We start from the raw sequence: 19,578 nt of genomic DNA on the forward strand, positions 1-19,578 counted from the left end.
GACCCAGGACGCACGATGCCCCTCACCGCACCGCCCGCCCGTCCCCGCCCCTGGCTCGCCGAGCCGCCGCCCCTGGTGCGCGGCTACCGGCGCGCGGTCCCGATGCCGGTCCGCCGCGCGGTCGTCGCCGTGACCGGCGTCGGTCTGCGCCGCGCGGCCATGCGGGGTCTCGGCGGTGTGTCGGCGGTCTCCGGTGCGCTGCGGCTGCGCCGGGCGCGCCAGCGGCTGCGCCGCGCGGGGCTGCTGGGCTCCGCCGAGCGGATCCTGATCGCCGACCGGCGGGGCGGCGTCCGGGTGGCGACCATGGCGCCCGTGCCCACCCCGCTGTCCGCCCGCGCCGAGAATCTGCGGCTGGTGTGCGAGGCCCTGGACCGCGCCGAACTGGACCACTTCGTGGTCCGCTGCCACAGCAACCTCGCCTCGGCGGTGGGCGTACGGGCCGATCAGCGGGGGCGGGTGATCGCGGCGCTCGCCGCGCTGTGCGCCCGGGAAGCGGGCTATGTCTCCCGGCCCGCGCGCCCCGGGCATCCGGCGACACCGCCGCGTCTTGGCACCACCGCCACCGCGTGGCGACGGCTGAAGGACGCCCCCGTCCTCCGCTTCACCCGCTACCACGCCGGGGCCGGACGGTCCGGGGAGCGGCTGGTGCTGGGCCCCGCGCACGGCTGTGACGTCGAGTTCTGGGAGCCGTCGGACCAGAGTGAGCAGGGCGGCGGGCGACTGCTGCTGGCGCCGCGGTTCAACCGCACCACCGCCTCGGTGCCCCTGGTCGGCGAACCGGTCCGGGCCTCGGGCCATCTGTTCACCCGGCTCGCCCCGGCCGACGGCTGGCGGCCGGGGCCGCTGGTGCGCACCCGGCCGGAGTTCCTCACCCGGCTGCCGGACGAGGTGCGGTTCCCCATCGACGTCGTCTACACCTGGGTCGACGGCTCGGACCCGCTGTGGCAGCGGCGCCGCGCGGCCGCCGCGGGCGAGGGCTACCACGCCCAGGCCGCCAACGCCGCCCGCTACGCCAACCGCGACGAGCTGCGCTACTCACTGCGCTCGCTCCACCTCTACGCCCCCTGGGTCCGCCATATCTACATCGTGACGGACCGTCAGGTACCGGACTGGCTCGCGGTCTCCCACCCGGGTATCACCGTCGTCGACCACCAGGACGTCTTCGACGATCCGGGCGCGCTGCCGACGTTCAACTCCCATGCCATCGAGACCCGGCTGCACCATATCGACGGACTGGCCGAGCACTTCCTCTACTTCAACGACGATGTCTTCCTCGGCTCCCCGGTCACCCCCCAGGACTTCTTCCTGGCCAACGGGGTGTCCAAGTTCTTCCCCTCCCGCGCGCTGATCCCGCTGGCACCCCTGGACGCCGATGACGTACCGGTGTCGGCGGCGGGGAAGAACAACCGGGCGCTGCTGGAGAGCCGGTTCGGCGCGACCGTCACCCAGAAGATGAAGCACACCCCGCACGCGGTGCGGCGCAGCGTGCTCGCCGAGATCGAGCGGGAGTTCCCCGAGGAGGTCCGGGCCACCATGGCCAACCGGGTGCGCTCGTCCTCGGACGTCTCCGTACCGTCCTCGCTCCACCACTACTACGCGTTCCTGACCGGCCGCGCGGTCCCCTCCTCACTGCGCTACGACTACTTCGACCTCGCGCAGCCCGCCATCCGCTCCCGGCTGGCCAGGCTGCTGCGGTCCCGCCACTGCCAGGCGTTCTGCCTCAACGACACGGTCTCCTCGGTGCACGACCTCGCGGACCAGCTGGCCGTCCTCCACCCGTTCCTCGACGCCTACTTCCCCCTTCCCAGCCCGCTGGAGCGGGCTCCGTCCCGACAGGAGACGCGCCGGCCATGCCCCTCGCCATCACTCTCCCGCTGAACCCCGAGGTCCTCCGGACCAGCGGCCCGTATCCGCGGGCGCTCAATGTGCTCAGCCGCAAACAGACCGCGGTACAGCGGCAGTTGCGGCGCGCCGGACTGGCGGGGTACGAGCCGACCACCCAGGCCACCTTGCTGGCGCTGGCCCAGCAGGCGCCGCCGGGCGGCGCGGTGTACGACATCGGCGCCCATATCGGGCTCTACTCGGCCCTGATCTCCGCGGTGTACGGAAAGGGCGGACCGCGGACCATCGCGTTCGAGCCGACGCCGGAGACCGCGGCGCTGTGCCGCCGGATCCGGGAGTGCAACCGGCTGGGGTTCGAGGTGCACCAGGCCGCGCTCTCCCGGGAGCCGGGCACCGCCGAGCTGTACTTCTCGCACAAGTCGGAGTCGTCCAACTCGCTCAACCCGGCCCACCGCAAGCACAGCGCCTCGGTGTCGGTGCCGGTCACCACGGTCGACGCGGTCACCGAGGAGCGCGGGCTCACCCCGCATCTGATCAAGATCGATGTGGAGACCTTCGAGGCGGCGGTGCTCGAGGGGGCGCTGTCCACGGTCCGCCGCCACCGGCCGTGGATCGTCTGTGAGTTGCTGCCGAGCGCGGACCATGACGCGCTGCGTACGGCGCTGGCGCCGCTGACCGCCATGGACTACGGGCTCTACCCGATCGCCCCGGACGCGCCCTGGCACCGCTATGACGAGACCACCTACCGGCCCGCGGTGAGCGCCCAGTGCCGTGACTGGCTGCTGGCCCCGCGGCCGCCGACCCCCGCCTTCCACCGGGCCGTACGGCAGTGGCTGATCGCCATCCTGGCCTGCGACGAGACCACCAATCTGCTCACCCCCGACAAGGCGTCCTTCCCCTACGGCTGGAACGCGCCCTACCGGCCGAGGGACCCGCGCCCGGGGCTGCCCGGCGGTTACCCCGGCCGGTGGTGGCTGGCGGGAGCGGCCGCCTTCGCCCGGCGGGCGCTCGGCCCGGGTGCCACGGCCGGACGGCCCGGGTCGCTGGTGCCGGGCCGCCGCCGCAGCGGGGAGGTGCCGACCTCCTCCCGGTGACCGAACGCCACCCGGTGACCTGAGTGAGCCGTCTCCCTCCGTCGGTCCACCGCCGCCCGGCAGCGGCGGCGTTGGACCGTCCGGGTGACATCAAAGGCGGGGGCGGGCCCCGGGGGCCCGCTGTGCGCTGACCGGGCAGCGCTCCCTCGAGTAATGACAAAAGGCGCGAATAGGTACCTTCACCTACAGTTTCCAACCAGTACGACTTATCCGCCGTGAAGGGCCCGCGTCATGAACCGCCTCGGTATCAAGAGTCCCCGCGGCCTCGTGGCTTTCGCCACGCTGGCCGGGTGTCTGGTGATCGCGGCGGTGGCCGCCGTCACCGGCTCCGGCGGGCTCTTCGCGGCGGCCGGGCTGCTCGGCTGCCTCAGCGATCTGCTGCTGCACCGCACCGAACCCGAGCTGATGGCCCGTCTGGGGCGGCTGCACATCGGTGCGACCCTGCGCTTCGAACTGCGCTGTGTGCTGCTGCTCCTGCTGCTCGGCCGACTGCGGCTGACCGGTCCGATCGGGCTGACCGCGGCCATGACGCTGGTGCTGTGCCTGCTGGGCGGCCAGGCCCTGCACTCCGCCATGCGCACTCTCATCCGGCGCCGCCGCAGGCTCGCGGTCGTCACCCGCAATATCGACCTGCGCCGACTGGCCATCGGCGACCGGCCGCCCCGGCGGCTCACCGAATGGCCCGGCCAGCGGATGCTCACCTATGAGCTGGTCACCCTGCTGGGACTGACGGCCACGCTGGTCACCGAGGACGCCCGCTGGGTGGTGGCCGGTCTCGCACTGGCCGCCGGAGGCTGTCTGGTGACGGTGCTCGCACTCGTTCCGTACCTCGTCCGGGCCTTCCGGATGCCCGGCGCCGCACAGATGCTGGCCGAGGTCGACGCCTGGCTGATCCGCCACCGGCCGGAGACGGTGCTGTACTTCTCCGGCTCCCGCGACTCCGCGTACCAGGTCAATATGTGGCTGGGGACCCTGGCCGCGCTGCCCACCCCCTCCCTGGTCGTCCTGCGCGAACGCCATCTGGTGGAGGAGCTGGCGCCGACCCCGCTGCCGGTGCTCTGCGTCCCCAGCGCGGTGCATCTGATGAACCTGGACCTCGGCAGTGTGCGGGTGGCGCTCTACCCGGCCAATGTCGGCAAGAACATCCATCTGCTGCGCGTCCCCACCATGCAGCATGTCTTCCTCGGCCATGGCGACAGCGACAAGATCGCCAGCGTCAACCCCTACAGCAAGGTCTACGACCAGGTGTGGGTGGCGGGCGAGGCGGGACGGCTGCGGTACGCCGAGGCCGCCGTCGGCGTCCGGGACGCCGATATCGTCGAGGTCGGCCGCCCCCAGCTGGACGGTGTGCTGGTGGCCGACGGCGAGCGCGCCCCGGCACCCGTCCCCACCGTGCTGTACGCCCCCACCTGGGAGGGCTGGACCGACGAGCCGGGGAACACCTCGCTCATCGCGGCGGGCGAACACCTGGTCAGAAACCTCCTGGAGAGCGAACGCCCGGTCCGGGTGGTGTACAAACCGCATCCGTTCACCGGCAGCCGCTGTCCCCGGGCCCGCGCCGCCCACGAACGCGTGGTCGCCCTGATCGGCGCCGCCAACGAACGGCGCGCCGCGGGACCGCTCGCCCAGGAACCGGCCGACATCACCGCCGCCCGTGCCGAAGCCGCCCGCGAACGCGACGAGTTGACCCACCGCATCGCCGAACTCGAGGCCCGGCTGCGACGGGCCGACGCCGACGAGGCGATGCTCACCCGCGACAGCGCCGAGCCCGACCCGGCCGTCCGGGCCGAGGCCGAGGAGCTGCGGCGGCAGTGGCAGCGCGCCCACCGGGCCGCCGCGCCGCCCTGGCTCCACCAGGTGGTCGAGGGCCCCGTGCCCACCCTCTACCACTGCTTCGACCAGGCCGATCTGCTGATCAGCGATATCTCCAGCGTGGTGTCCGACTTCATCGCCAGCCTCAAGCCGTACGCCCTGACCGACACCGCGCGGCTCGGCGAGGCGGAGTTCCGGCGGCAGTTCACCGCCGCCCGCGCCGCCTATCTGCTCGACCCGGACGGCTCCGGCACCGACCGTCTGCTGCGGCTGCTCTTCGACCCCGCCCTCGATGAGCTGCGCACCGCCCGCCATGAGCTGCGGGAGTTCCTGCTCGGCCCCGCCTCCCCACCCTCCGTCCAGCGCTTCGGCGAGGCGGTGGCCCACGCCGCCGCCCGGGGCGAGGAGGTCATCCGGCTGCGGGAACTCCAGACCATCCGCGAGGGAGAACTCGATGAGCATCAAGGTCAGCGTGGTCGTCCCGGTGCACAACACGGGGAAGACGGTCATGGACGGGTTGACCTCCTTCCGTGAACAGACCCTGCCCCGCCGGGAGTTCGAGGTCATCTGGGTCGACGACGGCTCCACCGACGACACCCCCGACCTGATCGCCTCCGAGATCGCGGCCGAGGAGAACTTCCATCTGGTGCGCAGCGAGAACTCCGGCTGGCCCGGCCGCCCCCGCAACATCGGCATGGACACCGCCCGGGGCAGCTATGTGCACTTCGTGGACGACGACGACCGGCTCGCCCCCGAGGCCCTGGAACGGCTGTACGCACGGGCCGAGGAGACCGGCGCCGATATCGTCTGCGGACGGACGGCCGGACATGGCCGCACCGTCGCCCGGGTGCTCTACACCAAGCCGATGACGGCGGGGAATCTGCGCCGGGACACCGTGCTGCTGTCCAGCATGACCGTGCACAAGCTGTTCCGCCGGGACTTCCTCACCGCGCACGGCATCCGCTTCCCCGAGGGCCGGGTGCGGCTGGAGGACCACCTGTTCATGCTCCGCGCCTACCTGCTGGCGGAGAAGGTCGCCACCGTCCACGACTACACCTGCTACCACTGGATGCGGCGCGAGGACGCCCACCACATCAGCTTCGGCCGGATCGAACCCGAGGAGTACCTCGGCAGCGTCCGGAAGATCATCCGGATGGTGCGCGACCACGTCGAACCCGGTCCGCTGCGCGACAAGCTGATCGCCCACTGGTACGCGGGCAAGGTGCTGGCCCAGGTGCAGGGCAAGAAGTACCTCTCCGAGCCCGCCGGTTACCGGGAGGAGCTGTTCGCCGCCGTACGCTCGCTCGTCACCGACTGCGTCCCGCCCGAGGTCGACACCAAGCTCCCGGCCAAACAACGGGTGGTCTCCGCCCTGGTCCGCCACGGTGAGCGCGGTCCGCTGGAGACGTACGCGGCCCTGGAGGCGGGCACCACCCACGAACCCCGGCTGGAAGGACTCCAGTGGCGCGGCGGCACGCTGGTGGCGCGGATCAGCACCCGGCTGGTGCACACCGGCTCCCGCGGGCGCACCACCCCGGTGCTCTTCTCCCGGGCGGACGACCGCTACCGGTGGCAGCTGCCACCGGCCGTCGCCGGGCTCCCGGGCGTCGCCGAGGCCGCCGACTTCACCGCCGAGATGCGCCGGGCCACCGTCACGGGCCAGCTGAAACACCGTGACGAGGCCACCGAGCTGCTGCTGCCGACCACCCAGCGGGCCACCGACTTCCCGGCCGCGGACGACGCCGGGACCCGCCCTTCGCTGCTGGCCCGGCTGCTGCGGCGGGGCCCCCGGGAGGACGCCACGGCGGACTCCGCCCGGTCCGGTGAACAGCTCTACGGGGTGTGCTTCGAGGCCGAGTTCACCATCGACCCGGCCACCGCCGACCCGGGCCGTCCGCTCGGCGGCGTCTGGGACGCCTACGTCCGGCTGGACTGCTGCGGCTGGACCACCGCCCGACGGCTGGGCGCGCTGCGCGCCAGCGGGGTGGACCAGGAGCGGATGCCCGCCTTCACCGGCCGCGGCCCCTCCTTCGCCAACCCCTACTGGACCAAGGACCACGGCAATCTGAGCCTGTCCGTGGACGGTTCCTTCGATCCCCTCAACCGCGCGGTGCGGGACCTCTCCCGGATCACCGTCAACCCCGAGGGCGAGGAGCTGGCCGTCGGGATCCCGCTGACCATCGCCCCGCTGGACGTCCATGTACCGGTCACCGTACGGCTGGAGCGGGACGGCGCCGATCCGCTGTGGCTGGACGGTGAGATCGCCCCGCCCGACGGGCCCGGACTCCCCGCGCTCACCTTCCGCGTCCCCGCGCACCAGCTGGACGGCGACCGCGAACTGCACCTGGAGCGCGGCGACCGGTCCGGGCGGCTGGGTCTGCGGCTGGCCCGGCTGCCGGCCACCGGACGCTGGTCCGTCACCCGTTAGCGGCCCGCCCCACATCCGCACCTCACCCGCGGCCCGCAGCATGACCCCGGCCCGCGGAACCCGACCCCCGCCCCCGAGCAGCCGTCGCACCACCACCCACCGGAGCAGCCGACACCCCACCAGGAATCCCACCGGGAGTCCCCAGGAGTCAGGAGCGACCATGGGCAGCCAGCGCACCACCGCCGTCGTCCTCGCGGGCGGCACCGGCCAGCGGGTCGGACTCACCCTGCCCAAACAGCTGCTCAAGATCGCCGGACGGCCGATCATCGAGCACACGCTCCAGATCTTCGAGGACGCCGCGGCGGTCGACGACATCCTGGTGATGATGACGCCGGACTTCGTCCCCGAGGTCGAGAAGATCGTCTCCGAGGCCCGGTTCACCAAGGTCCGCGCGGTGCTCCCGGGCGGCGCCACCCGCAACGAGACCACCCGCGCGGCCATCGCCGCCCTCGACGCGCGGCTCACCGACGGCGAGGACCCGGGCGTGCTCTTCCACGACGCCGTACGCCCCCTGCTGTCCACCCGCATCATCGAGGACTGCGTCCGGGCCCTCACCCGCTACGACGCGGTGGACGTGGCCATCCCGTCCGCCGACACCATCGTGGTCACCCGCACCCACGGCGACGACGGCGAGTTCATCACCGACGTCCCCGACCGCTCCCGGCTGCGCCGCGGCCAGACCCCACAGGGCTTCCGTCTCTCGGTGCTGCGGCGCGCCTACCAACTGGCCGCCGAGGATCCGCTGTTCCACGCCACCGACGACTGCTCGGTCGTGCTGCGCTATCTGCCCGACGTCCCCATCCACGTCGTCACCGGCGACGAGCACAACATGAAGGTGACCGAGCCGGTCGACATCTTCATCGCCGACAAGCTCTTCCAGCTCGCCTCCCAGACCGCCCCCGCCCAGTCCGACGAGGCGGCCTACCGGCGGCTGCTCACCGGCAAGGTGCTGGTCGTCTTCGGCGCGAGCTACGGCATAGGCGCCGATGTGGCCGCCCTCGCCCGCGGCTACGGCGCCACCGTCTTCCCGTTCAGCCGCTCCGGCAGCGGCACCCATGTCGAGGTGGCCGCCGAGGTCGAGGAGGCGCTGCGACAGGCCCACTCCACCGCCGGGCGGATCGACTACGTCGTCAACACCGCCGGCATCCTGCGCGTCGGCGAACTCGCCCACGCCGACGCCCGCACCATCGAGCTGTCCACCCTGGTGAACTACCTCGCCCCGGTGCATATCGCGCGCTGCGCCTACCCCTACCTGGCCGAGACCCAGGGGCAGTTGCTGCTCTACACCTCCAGCAGCTACACCCGCGGCCGCGCCCGCTACAGCCTCTACTCCTCCGCCAAGGCGGCCACCGTCAACCTCACCCAGGCCCTGGCCGACGAATGGGCCGCCGACCGCATCCGGGTCAACTGCGTCAATCCCGAACGCACCCGGACCCCCATGCGCCGCCGGGCCTTCGGCGACGAGCCCGCCGAATCGCTGCTCTCCTCCGAGGCGGTCGCCCGCACCTCGCTCGACGTCCTGCTGTCCCCCCTCACCGGCCATGTCATCGACGTACGCCGGCAGGACCCCCCGCCCGCGGCCACCGGCGACGCCGCCTGAGCCCCCCACCTCACCCCCGGAGCCCCGCATGTCGCGCACCCCCCGCCCCGGCCCGCCCCGTGTGAGCGTGATCATTCCCGCCTACAACGCCCTGCCCGAACTCGTCCGCGCCATCGACTCCGCGCGCAACCAGACCCTCGGGATCGGCCGTATCGAGATCATCGCGGTCGACGACGGCTCCACCGACGGCACCGCCGAGGAGCTGGACCGGATCGCCGCCGACTGCCCCGCCCTGCGCGTGGTCCACCAGCCCAACAGCGGCGGTGCGGGCGGCCCCCGCAACACCGGACTCGACCTCGCCCGCGGCGACTTCGTCTTCTTCCTCGACGCCGACGACCACCTCGGCCCCGACGCGCTGCGCCGCATGGTCGCGATGGCCGACCAGAACGGCACCGATGTGGTGCTCGGCAAGATGGTCTCCTCCAGCGGACGCGGCGTCCCCCGCGCCGTCTTCCGCCACAACCAGCTGCGCACCGACGTCTACAGCTCCCACGCCTACTCCACCCTCGGCCCCTGGAAGCTGTTCCGCCGCTCCCTGATCGAACGGCACCAGCTGCGCTTCCCGCTCTGCCGCAACGGCGAGGACAAACCCTTCACCGCCGCCGCCTACCTCAACGCCTCCGGTATCTCCGTGGTCGCCGACTACGACTGCTACTACATCGACTACCGCGCGAACGGCCAGAACCTCACCCGCACCGCCGCCGGGCTCACCGACCGCATCGACGCCATGCGGGCGCTGTTCGAGACCGCCGCCCGCCACACCCGGCCGGGACCCCGCCGCGACACGGTCATGCGGCGCCACATCCAGTGGGAGCTCTGCGGCGCGCTGCGCGCCCTGCCGCGCGAGGACCCCACCGAGGCCCGTACCCGCTTCTTCCCCGAACTGCGCGGCTGGGCCCAGGAACACTGCTCGGACGCGCTGTTCCGCACCCTCACCGCCCCCGAGCGTCTGATGGTCCACCTGCTGCGCACCGACCGCTTCGAGGATCTGCTGTCCGTCCTCCGCGACGCCAAACGGGACGCCGGCCGCGGCCATCTCGTCGACAAGGGCCGCGTCTACTGGCTGCACCCCTACTTCCGCGACCCCGCGGCCGACGTCCCCGACGCCTGTTTCGACGTCACCGACCGGCTGCCGGTCGGCCACCATCTGGCCGGGGCGGGCTGGCACGGCCGCAGCACCCTGCGGGTGCGCGGCAGCGCCGCCATCGAAGGGCTCACCCCCGGCCCCGAGGACCGCACCGCACTGGTACTGCGCCGCCGCGAGGCCACCGACGAGCTGCGCGCCCCGGTCACCGCGGGCGAGGACGGGGAGTTCACGGCCGATATCGACATCGCCACCGCCGAGGCGGGCGCCCCGCTGCGCCCCGGCGTCTGGGACCTCTACCTCGACGTCCGCGCCCAGGGCATCAGCCGCACCGTACGGTTCGGCGGCCGCCACGACGACGGTCTCGACATCACCACCGCCCGCCGGGTGGTGACCGCGGGCCGCGGGCTGCGCGCCCGGGTCACCCCCTACTTCACCACCCCGTACGGCAATCTCTCGCTCGACGTCGGACCGGCCCCGCAGGGGGCGCCCTGCGAGGTGACCGAGGCCGTATGGCATCCGTCGGAGAAGGGCACGCTCGTGGTCGCCGGACGGCTGCTGCCGCCCGGCAGCCCGGCCCGGGGCCGGGTGCTGCGGCTGCGCGCCGAGCACACCGACGGCCGGATCCACGACCATCCGGTGCGGTTCGCCGCGGGCCACCCCGCGGGCGCGTTCACCGCCCGGCTGTCGGTACGCGACCTCGGCCGCGGCCGGTGGACGGTGACACTGGCCCTGGTCGGCCCCGACGGAGCCCGCGGCGACGGCCCGCCGCGCGCCGCCCCCGTACCGCCGCCCCCACGGCTGCCCGGCGCCCGCTGGCTGCGCCGGGGCCGCCCGTACTACGCCAAACCGCTGACCGGCCGCGGACAGACGACCCTGGAACTGCGGGTCGCCCCGGTGCGGTTGGTGGCGGCGCTGCGCAACAGGCTGCGGCGGCGCTGAACACAGCGCCGCCGCGGGCCGGGAACTTCCCTACCGGTTACATGTGGGTACGCAGCAGCGTCCGCATGGTGCGCATCGCCACCGAGAGATTGGCCAGGTCGAAGGTCTCCGACGACTGGATCTCATCGAGGGTGGTACGCGCCCGCTGGAGGATCGCCGCGTTCTTCTGCTCCCACGCCTTGAACCGCTGCTCGGGCGTGGAACCGCCGTTGCCCACCGACAGCACATCGGAGGTCAGGGCGGCCTGGGCCGCGTACAGGTCCTCGCGGATGGAGACGCGGGCCATGGACTGCCACCGGTCCGCGCGCGGCAGTTCGATGATCCGGTCCATCAGCTGGCTGATCCGCAGCCGGTCGGCCAGGTCGTAGTAGACCTCGGCGACCGCCAGCGGCTCCTTGCCGGTGCGGTCCGCGATGGCCACGATGTCCAGCGTCGGGAAGGCGGAGGAGAATCCGGCCACCCGGGTGGCCAGGTCCTCCGGCACCCCGGCGGCGGTCAGCTCGTCCAGGATCCGCTGGTGCCACTCGATATCGGCCCCGCGCAGCAGCTTGGGCAGCTGGGCGCGGACCTCGGCGACCCGGTCACCGAAGAACTCGATGGTCTGGGCCAGCTCCAGCGGCTGCGGACGGTTGTTGAGCAGCCAGCGGGTGCCGCGCTCGACCAGCCGCCGCGAATGCAGCCGCATCTGGGTCTGGATCTCGGCGGCGACCACCGTGTCCAGCGACTCGACCTCGTCCCAGATCGCGCCCAGTTCGAAGATGGCGCGGGCCGCGGTCTGGGCGCGCACCACCTCTTCGGTGGAGGCCCCGGTCTCCTCCCGCATCCGGTGCAGGAAGGTGGAACCGGCGGTGTTGACCGTGTCGTTGACCAGCACCGTGGTGATGATCTCCCGGCGCAGCGCATGTCCGTCGATGTGCTCGGGGAACTGCCGCCGCAGCGCCTGCGGGAAGTAGGCGTGCAGCAGCCGCTGGAGGTACGGGTCGTCGGGGAGCCCGGTGGTGATCAGCTCCTCGGCCACCGTGATCTTGATGTAGGCGAGCAGTACGGCCAGTTCGGGCTGGGTCAGCCCGCGTCCGGCGGACAGCCGCTCCCGGATCTGGCGGTCGGTGGGCAGGAACTCCAGTGCCCGGTCCAGCCGGCCCTCGCGGGTCAGTCGGCGCATCAGCCGCTGATGGGCGTGGAGCAGGCTGGGCGCCTGGGCGACCGAGTTGGCCAGGGCCACGTTCTGCGCGTAGTTGTTGCGCAACACCAGCGCGCCGACCTCGTCGGTCATCTCGGCGAGGATCTTGTTGCGCTGCTTGACCGTCAGATCGCCCTCGGTGACCAGGGCATTGAGCAGGATCTTGATGTTCACCTCGTGGTCGGAGGTGTCCACACCGGCGCTGTTGTCGATGGCGTCGGTGTTGATCTTGCCGCCGTTCGAGGCGAACTCGATCCGGCCGAGCTGGGTCAGCCCCAGGTTGCCGCCCTCGCCGACGACCTTGACCCGAAGATCCTGGCCGTCCACCCGGATCGCGTCATTGCCCTTGTCGCCCACCTCGGCGTTGCTCTCGGTGGACGCCTTGACGTAGGTGCCGATACCGCCGTTCCAGAGCAGATCGACCGGGGCCTTGAGGATGGCCTTCATCAGATCGGCCGGGGTCATCTTGGCGACCCGGGTCTCGATGCCCAGGGCGGCCCGCACCTGCGGGGTGATCGGGATGGCCTTCGCCGACCGGGGGTGGATCCCGCCGCCCGCGGAGAGCAGTTCGGCGTTGTAGTCCTCCCAGGACGACCGCGGCAGCTCGAACAGCCGACGGCGCTCGGCGTAGGAGGCGGCCGCCTCCGGGTTCGGGTCCAGGAAGATATGCCGGTGGTCGAAGGCGGCGATCAGCCGGATGTGCTCGCTGAGCAGCATGCCGTTGCCGAAGACGTCACCGGACATGTCGCCGACGCCGACCACCGTGAAGTCCTCGGTCTGGCTGTCGTGACCCAGCTCCCGGAAGTGGCGCTTGACCGACTCCCAGGCGCCGCGGGCGGTGATGCCCATGCCCTTGTGGTCGTAACCGGCCGAACCGCCGGAGGCGAAGGCGTCACCCAGCCAGAAGCCGTACGCCTGGGCCACCTCGTTGGCGATATCGGAGAAGGTCGCGGTGCCCTTGTCGGCGGCGACCACCAGATAGGTGTCCTCGCCGTCGTGGCGGACGACGTCCTTCGGCGGCTCGACCTCACCGGCGACCAGGTTGTCGGTGATGTCCAGCAGACCGGAGATGAAGGTCTTGTAGCACTCGATGCCCTCGGCCAGCCAGGCGTCCCGGTCCACCGAGGGGTCCGGCAGCCGCTTGCCGACGAACCCGCCCTTGGCGCCCACCGGCACGATGACGGTGTTCTTCACCATCTGCGCCTTGACCAGGCCCAGGATCTCGGTGCGGAAGTCCTCACGCCGGTCGGACCAGCGCAGGCCACCGCGGGCGACCTTGCCGAAGCGCAGGTGCACACCCTCCACCCGCGGCGAGTAGACCCAGATCTCGTACGCCGGGCGGGGCGCGGGCAGATCCGGCACCGCCTGCGGGTCCAGCTTGATGGACAGGTAGTCGTGCGGCTTGCCCTGCCCGTTCTTCTGGAAGTGGTTGGTGCGCAGAGTGGCCTTGATGAGGGTGAGGAACGAGCGCAGGATGCGGTCCTCGTCGAGCGAGGCCACCTGGTCCAGCGCCGCGTCCAGCTCCTCCAGCAGGGCGTCGGTCAGCTCGGTCCCGGCCCGCTGCCGCTCGGGCGACATCCGCGCCTCGAACAGCGACACCAGCAGCCGGGTGGTGTGGACGTTGTTACGGAGGGTGTCCTCCATGTACGACTGGCTGAAGGTGGACCCGGCCTGCCGCAGGTACTTGGCGTAGGCGCGCAGCACCATCGCCTGCCGCCAGTCCAGACCGGCACCCAGCACCAGCTGGTTGAAGTCGTCGCTCTCGGCCTGGCCGGTCCACACCGCGTCGAACGCGTTCTGGAAGCGCTCACGGGCGTCGTCGGCCAGATCGCCGTTGTCCCGCAGCTGGGGCAGGCGCAGCCCGAAGTCGTAGATCCAGGCGGTGGTCTTGTCCGCGCAGCGCAGCTCGTAGGGGCGCTCGTCGACCACCTCGACACCGAGGGTGTTGAGCACCGGCAGCACCGCGGAGAGCGAGACCTGGCCGCCGATGCTGTAGATCTTGAAGCGGCGCTCCGCGTGGGCGGCGCCCACCGGCTCGTACAGGCTGAGCGCGAAGTCCTGGCCGCTGCCCTCGGCGGCGGCGGTCAGCCGCTCCAGGTGCTGGAGGTCGGCCACCGCGCCGCGCGGGGAGTGGTCGGCCTTGTAGCCCTCGGGGAAGGCGTGCTGATAGCGGCGGAGCAGCTCGGCCCCGCGCTCCTCGCCGACCTCGGAGATCAGGGCCTCGGTGAAGCCGTCGGCCCAGGAGCGGGCGGCCTCGATCAGCCGGTTCTCGATCCGCTCGACATCGGCGTCGGTGAGGTCGGCCAGCTCGCTGCCGGGCTGCACCCGGACCACGAAGTGCAGCCGGGACAGGACCGATTCGGTGTGCAGGGCGGTGAAGTCGACCGGCGGACGGCCGGTCAGCTCCTCCAGCAGGATGTCGGTCAGCCGCAGCCGGACATCGGTGGTGAAGCGGTCACGCGGCAGATAGACCAGCGCGGAGTAGTAGCGCCCGTACTCGTCCTGACGCAGGAACAGCCGCAGCCGGCGGCGCTCCTGGAGGTACAGCACGCTGGTCACGATGGAGCGGAGCTGGTCGACCGGGGTCTGGAACAGCTCGTCGCGCGGGTAGGTCTCCAGGATCTGGAGCAGGTCCCGGCCGTCGTGGCTGTTGGGCGCGAAGCCCGCGCCCGCCAGCACCTCGTCGACCTTGCGGCGGATCACCGGGACCCGGCGCACCGACTCGGTGTACGCGGCGGACGAGAACAGGCCCAGATAGCGGCGCTCACCGATCACATTGCCCTCGGCGTCGAACTTCTTCACGCCGATGTAGTCGAGGTAGGACGGGCGGTGGACGGTGGCGCGGCTGTTGGCCTTGGTCAGCACCAGCAGCTTGTGCTCCCGCGCCTTGGCGCGGGCGTCGGCGGGCAGCCGGTTGAACGAGGGGGACACCGGGGCGGGTGTGTCATGGGCGCTGTCGCCGGTGTCCTTGTGGCTGGGGTCGGAGCGCAGGATGCCGAGGCCGGTGCCGGGCACCGCGCTCAGCACATCCTCCTCGCCCCCGCTCTCGGCGGGCGCCTGCGTCAGCTCGTACTCGCGGTAGCCGATGAAGGTGAAGTGGTCGTCCGCGAGCCAGCGCAGCAGCTCACGGGCCTCCTCGATCTCCTGCTCGCGCACCTCGTCGGCCTTGGGCTCCGAGGGGAGCGCGTCGGCGAGCCGGAGCGCGGAGTCGCGCATCTTCTCCCAGTCCTCGACCGCCTCGCGGACGTCGGACAGGACGCGCAGCAGATCGGAGGTGATCTGCTTCAGATCCCCCCGGTCGGTCTCGCGGTCGATCTCGACGTGGATCCAGGACTCCACCACCGCGTCATGCGGCAGCTTCCGCCCCGGCTTGCGGTCGAACGAGACGTCCAGCAGCTCGATCAGCTTGCCGGTGATGTCACGGCGCACGATCACCTGCGGGTGGATCACGACATGGATGCCGCGGCCCTGCCGGGTGAGCTCGTTGGTGACCGAGTCGACCAGGAACGGCATATCGTCGGTGACCACCTCGACGACGGAGTGGCTGCATGTCCAGCCGTGCTCCTCGACGGTCGGGGTGTGCACCCTGACGTTGGCCGTGCCCTGCGGCCGCGACTCCGCGAGCCGGTAGTGGGAGAGCGCCGCGCCGAAGACGTCGACCGGGTCACGGTCGGCGAGATCCTCCGGGGGCGTGTGCAGGTAGTAGTGCTGGAGGTAGTCGTTCAGGGTCTCCGGGCCCGGGCCCTGAACCGGTGTTTGCCCCCCGGCAGGGCTGTTCTCAGCTACCCGGGCGGCCCGCGTGAGCAGCTCGGCCTTGGCTTCGTCCAGCTTGGTCTGCATGTCCTCTGGCTCCTGTCGCGCGCCTTTGCGTGACATCGATGGCGGTGGCATGACGCCGCGACGCGGTGAATCCGGTCTCAGACGACGGTATGCCGGATCGGGGGATGGCCGCGGCGTACTCGGCCGTAAGTGACCAAGACCCCACGCGGCTCGGATCAGCGTCGGCTCGCGCCCGGTGGCACCCCGGGCTCGGAGCGAGGGCTCCATTGCCCTCACGGACTATCGCGCTGATCACGCAGTAAGGCTATCGCTCCTCCCCAGGGACTCGTCATGAGCCGTTCGTGTACAAAACCCGGCCTGGAAGTTTGACGGATTGGACAGCGACGCAGGGGGCGCACACCCCCATGGCGTGCCCACTTGGCAAAGGGGTCCCCGCCGGGCACCGTGACGTGCACGGAGATATGCCTGCAAACGTGGAGGTGGGCGGCATGGCCGCGAAGATCCTTTTGGTGACCGGTGACGCGGCCGAGTCGCTGGAGGTGCTCTACCCGTACCAGCGGCTGCGCGAGGAGGGGTACGAGGTCCATATCGCGGCCCCGGCCCGCAAGACGCTGCGCCTCGTGGTCCATGACTTCGAGGAGGGCTTCGACACCTACACCGAGAAGCCGGGCTACAGCCTCCCCGCCGACCTGGCCTTCGCCGAGGTGGACCCGGGCGACTACCTCGGCCTGGTGATCCCGGGCGGCCGGGCCCCGGAGTACCTGCGCAACGACGCCGAGCTGCGCAAGATCTGCAAGTCGTTCTTCGACGCGGACAAGCCGGTGGCCCAGATCTGCCACGGCCCCCTGCTGACGGCGGCCGTCGGCGCCCTGAACGGCCGCCGGGTCACCGCCTATCCGGCCCTGGAGCTGGATATCCAGGCGGCGGGCGCGGAGTACCAGGACACGGAGGTGGTGGTGGACGGCACGCTGGTCTCGGCGCGGGCCTGGCCGGACCATCCGGCGTGGATGCGGGAGTTTCTGTCGGTGCTGCGGGTGAAGTCACCGGTGATCTGAGACGGGGTGGTCGGGGGCGCACGACGGGCGCACCGAGGCGGAAGGGGCGCCCGGCCCCGCGCGGGGCCGGGGCCAGGACTCGCCCCGAGGAGCCGACCGGGGGCCTCGGGGAGGGGCCGACGCTCCTCACGCGTCGGCGAGGAGCTCGGCCTCCCGTACGGCCTCGGTGAGGGTGTCCACGACCGGCACACCGGCCGTCTGGAGGCTGGCCCGGCTGTGGGAGCCACCGGTGTACAGCACGGCGTGAGCGCCCGCGTGCCGGGCCGCCACGGCGTCGTCCAGGGCGTCCCCGATCACCACGACGCGCTGCGGGGGCACACCCTCGAGCGCGGCGAGGTGGCGCACCATCTGCTCGGCCTTGCCGGTGGTGCTCTGCCCGATCCGGCCGTCGACGCGGATGAAATGGCGCTCGATGCCGTGGGTGCGCACCATGGGCAGCAGATGATCATGCGGTGCCAGGGAGCACAGTGACTGGGTGAGCCCGGCCTCCTGCCACTCGGTGAGCAGCTGCCGGGCGCCGAGCGCGAGCCCGGCGGTCTCCGCGAAGGCCCAGTAGTGCCGGTGGAACGCCTCGTCCATGACCTCCCACTCCTCGTCGGTGGGCAGGCGTCCCATCAGTCGCTCGTAGAAACGGGGAACGGGCACGCAGTACAGGTCGCGGTAGCGCTCGAGGGTGATCGGCTCGAGGCCGACCTCCTCGAACGAGGCGTTCGTCGCCAGGATCACGGCGTCGATGTCGTGGAACAGCGTGCCGTTCCAGTCCCACACGATGTGGGTTACCTGCGTCTTCCCCATCCCACGACCGTACCTGGCGAGGTCAGTCGATGAGATGCGGAATTTCCTGCGCGGCGTACCAGAGCAGCTCGTGGTCCTCCGCGCCGTCCACGGTGAACTGTGCGTCGTCGTCGCCGAGGTCCGCCGCGCCGAGCGCCTCGGCGGCGGCGGTGATGTCCGCCCGCGCGTCGTCGGCGTCCATGTGCACGGCGGCCACCTTGGCGAGCGGCACGGCGTCGGCGATCCGCACCTCGCCCAGCGAGGACTGGTCGAGCCCGCGGTCGGGGTCCGCGACGGCCTGCCCGTCGGGCACGTCCACGGCCACCACGACCCGCCGCCGGGGCGCCTGCCGGTCCACGGCGAGCGAGCGCAGCGACGCCTGCGCGGCCCGGCTGAGGGCGGCGTACTCCAGCTCCTCGATGTCGTCGGAGACGTACCACTCGCGGAGGGCCGGTGTGACGGCATAGGCGGTGACCGGCCCCGGCCCCAGTTCGCCCGCCTTGTACGCCTCGGCGAGACCGGAGAGGGTCAGGGGGACGTAGACGCGCATGGCTGCCGCTTTCGTGAGTGACCGTTCGGGCCCAGCCAGCATACGTTCGCCCCACCCCCGCCCGCCCCGATCCCCGCCCCGTCCGGGGGCCGCCACGGGCACGTGTCCCCGGTGCCACCCCGGAGGGGCCCACCACGGAGGCCGGAGGACGTCACGGCCTCGGTATGGGGCCCGTACAGCACCCCCACCCGCACGCGCACTCCGGCGCCCCCCCGGCCCCCGACCCAGGCCCCCACCAGGGCCGAGGACGGCCACGGGCCTGGCCGCCCGGGCCGCGTCCCGCACGTCGGCTCCGGGGCGTCCCCCAACCGTCGCGCCGGAGGCGGGCCCACGACGGGCACGGGACTGGCCAGCGGGCCGGGGACGGCACGGCCTCGGCACCCGTCACCGGGCCCCCTTCGCCGGTCCCGGGGCCACCCCTCCGTAGGGCGCCGTCGGGGGCCGTAGGGACCGCAAGGGCGGTCCGCAAGGGCCTCTGGGGGGCTTCTGGCCGACGACCCGGCCGTACCCCTTCGGGGGTACCGGGCAGGGGCCGGGGGCGGGCTGGTGGGGCGCCGGGCGCCGCTGCCGGGGCGGGCGCGGCGGGGGCCGTCGCCCGGATAGGTGAACCGCCGGGGCCCCGCGGAGGCCCCCGCACCGCTTTGCGGGGCGGGGAAACGTATCGGTAGAAGACTCCCGACGATGAAGCTACTGCCCGGTATCAACCGGGCCCGGCACAGCGGCGGTGAGGCATATGCGCGAGACCGGAGTCAGCGACGAGAGCCTGCGACGGCGGGGTGGCGGCGGGGCGGGACGGAGCGGACCGCCGGGGCGGCGGGACACACGCCGCCCCCGCCCCACCGCGCCCGCCGTATCCCGCACCGCGGCCGCCGCCGCGCAGCGCCGCGAACGCGAACGGCTCCCCCGCTACTGGTTCGCCAACCAGCTGCTGCTCACCCTCAGCGGCCAGCGCCCCGTCCACACCCTCCTCGGCCACACCCTCCCCGCCGCCTACGACCTGCTGGTCGAACTCGCGCCACGGGCGCCGCTGCGCCCGGCGGACAGCCGGGCCACGGCGCCCGTCGTACAGCGCTGCGGGGAGTACCGGCCCCGGCACGGGGTGATCGAGGCGTTCGCCCGGATCGCCTCCGGCGAACGGCTCAGCGCACTCGCGTTCCGGCTGGAACTCGGCGCCGACGCCCGCTGGCGCTGCGCCGCGGTCGACCTCGGTCCGGCCCTCCCCAGCCTGGCCACACCCGTCTGAGCCCCGGCCCGGCCCGCGCCCTGGGCCGACCGCCCACACCCAGGGCCGCCGCCTGGCCCGGCCGACCACGTATACCCGGTCCCCCGGCCGCGCCCGGAGCCCCCGTCGCTCCGGCGGCCACGCGGTGGCCCAGTCGGCCCGGCGGCCCGCCCCCCTCCGGTGGCCCCGCCGGTCAGGGCGGGCATACGACGGCG

Annotated in this window: 11 protein-coding genes; 8 read left to right on the forward strand and 3 right to left on the reverse strand. The window is 72.4% G+C overall.

Going from position 1 to position 19,578, the window contains the following annotated elements:
• The first annotated feature begins 15 nt into the window (after window positions 1-15).
• The 6 genes from AB0C66_RS28020 to AB0C66_RS28045 all read left to right on the forward strand — a co-directional run bounded on the left by AB0C66_RS28020 (window position 16) and on the right by AB0C66_RS28045 (window position 10,802).
• Window positions 16-1,878: a stealth family protein gene (locus AB0C66_RS28020; protein WP_362444330.1), complete on the forward strand. Its 1,863-nt coding sequence runs from the start codon at window positions 16-18 to the stop codon at window positions 1,876-1,878.
• Window positions 1,851-2,936 carry an FkbM family methyltransferase gene (locus tag AB0C66_RS28025; RefSeq protein WP_362444333.1) on the forward strand — a complete coding sequence of 362 codons (1,086 nt, stop codon included), beginning with the start codon at window positions 1,851-1,853 and terminating at the stop codon, window positions 2,934-2,936. Before AB0C66_RS28020 ends, AB0C66_RS28025 begins: the two co-directional genes overlap by 28 nt.
• Before the next feature lie 231 nt (window positions 2,937-3,167).
• The gene (locus tag AB0C66_RS28030; RefSeq protein WP_362444336.1) at window positions 3,168-5,282 is read left to right on the forward strand and encodes a hypothetical protein; all 2,115 of its coding nucleotides are present in this window, start codon (window positions 3,168-3,170) and stop codon (window positions 5,280-5,282) included.
• Window positions 5,203-7,176, forward strand: a complete 1,974-nt coding sequence (locus AB0C66_RS28035) for a glycosyltransferase family 2 protein (protein ID WP_362444339.1) — start codon at window positions 5,203-5,205, stop codon at window positions 7,174-7,176. Before AB0C66_RS28030 ends, AB0C66_RS28035 begins: the two co-directional genes overlap by 80 nt.
• Before the next feature lie 160 nt (window positions 7,177-7,336).
• Window positions 7,337-8,776 (forward strand): bifunctional cytidylyltransferase/SDR family oxidoreductase, encoded by a 1,440-nt coding sequence (locus tag AB0C66_RS28040; protein ID WP_362444342.1) that lies wholly within the window; start codon window positions 7,337-7,339, stop codon window positions 8,774-8,776.
• Window positions 8,777-8,804: 28 nt separating this feature from the next.
• Window positions 8,805-10,802, forward strand: a complete 1,998-nt coding sequence (locus AB0C66_RS28045; protein WP_362444344.1) for a glycosyltransferase family 2 protein — start codon at window positions 8,805-8,807, stop codon at window positions 10,800-10,802.
• 37 nt (window positions 10,803-10,839) lie between these two features.
• Here the strand turns inward: AB0C66_RS28045 and AB0C66_RS28050 are convergent, their stop codons facing one another.
• Window positions 10,840-15,822 carry an NAD-glutamate dehydrogenase gene (locus tag AB0C66_RS28050; protein WP_362444347.1) on the reverse strand — a complete coding sequence of 1,661 codons (4,983 nt, stop codon included), beginning with the start codon at window positions 15,820-15,822 and terminating at the stop codon, window positions 10,840-10,842.
• Window positions 15,823-16,250: 428 nt separating this feature from the next.
• On the opposite strand from AB0C66_RS28050, the gene AB0C66_RS28055 reads away from it, so the two are divergent.
• Complete coding sequence (locus AB0C66_RS28055) at window positions 16,251-16,817, forward strand: DJ-1/PfpI family protein (protein ID WP_362444428.1); 567 nt, start codon at window positions 16,251-16,253, stop codon at window positions 16,815-16,817.
• A gap of 126 nt (window positions 16,818-16,943) precedes the next feature.
• On the opposite strand, the gene AB0C66_RS28060 is transcribed toward AB0C66_RS28055, so the two are convergent.
• Both AB0C66_RS28060 and AB0C66_RS28065 read right to left on the reverse strand, forming a co-directional pair.
• Entirely contained in the window at window positions 16,944-17,612 is a 669-nt protein-coding gene (locus AB0C66_RS28060; RefSeq protein ID WP_362444350.1) for an HAD family hydrolase, read from the reverse strand.
• Between the two features lie 22 nt (window positions 17,613-17,634).
• Complete coding sequence (locus AB0C66_RS28065; protein ID WP_362444353.1) at window positions 17,635-18,141, reverse strand: hypothetical protein; 507 nt, start codon at window positions 18,139-18,141, stop codon at window positions 17,635-17,637.
• Between the two features lie 733 nt (window positions 18,142-18,874).
• On the opposite strand from AB0C66_RS28065, the gene AB0C66_RS28070 reads away from it, so the two are divergent.
• Window positions 18,875-19,384: an Rv3235 family protein gene (locus AB0C66_RS28070; protein WP_362444355.1), complete on the forward strand. Its 510-nt coding sequence runs from the start codon at window positions 18,875-18,877 to the stop codon at window positions 19,382-19,384.
• The last annotated feature ends 194 nt before the right edge of the window (window positions 19,385-19,578 follow it).

Origin of the sequence: Streptomyces sp. NPDC048636, from assembly GCF_040650655.1 — a bacterium.
Lineage (GTDB): Bacteria > Actinomycetota > Actinomycetes > Streptomycetales > Streptomycetaceae > Streptomyces.

Coding starts and splice junctions, on each gene's coding strand:
- AB0C66_RS28020 (WP_362444330.1), top strand. CDS start 16: ATGCCCCTCACCGCACCGCCCGCCCGTCCCCGCCCCTGGCTCGCCGAG.
- AB0C66_RS28025 (WP_362444333.1), top strand. CDS start 1,851: ATGCCCCTCGCCATCACTCTCCCGCTGAACCCCGAGGTCCTCCGGACC.
- AB0C66_RS28030 (WP_362444336.1), top strand. CDS start 3,168: ATGAACCGCCTCGGTATCAAGAGTCCCCGCGGCCTCGTGGCTTTCGCC.
- AB0C66_RS28035 (WP_362444339.1), top strand. CDS start 5,203: ATGAGCATCAAGGTCAGCGTGGTCGTCCCGGTGCACAACACGGGGAAG.
- AB0C66_RS28040 (WP_362444342.1), top strand. CDS start 7,337: ATGGGCAGCCAGCGCACCACCGCCGTCGTCCTCGCGGGCGGCACCGGC.
- AB0C66_RS28045 (WP_362444344.1), top strand. CDS start 8,805: ATGTCGCGCACCCCCCGCCCCGGCCCGCCCCGTGTGAGCGTGATCATT.
- AB0C66_RS28050 (WP_362444347.1), bottom strand. CDS start 15,822: ATGCAGACCAAGCTGGACGAAGCCAAGGCCGAGCTGCTCACGCGGGCC.
- AB0C66_RS28055 (WP_362444428.1), top strand. CDS start 16,251: ATGGCCGCGAAGATCCTTTTGGTGACCGGTGACGCGGCCGAGTCGCTG.
- AB0C66_RS28060 (WP_362444350.1), bottom strand. CDS start 17,612: ATGGGGAAGACGCAGGTAACCCACATCGTGTGGGACTGGAACGGCACG.
- AB0C66_RS28065 (WP_362444353.1), bottom strand. CDS start 18,141: ATGCGCGTCTACGTCCCCCTGACCCTCTCCGGTCTCGCCGAGGCGTAC.
- AB0C66_RS28070 (WP_362444355.1), top strand. CDS start 18,875: ATGCGCGAGACCGGAGTCAGCGACGAGAGCCTGCGACGGCGGGGTGGC.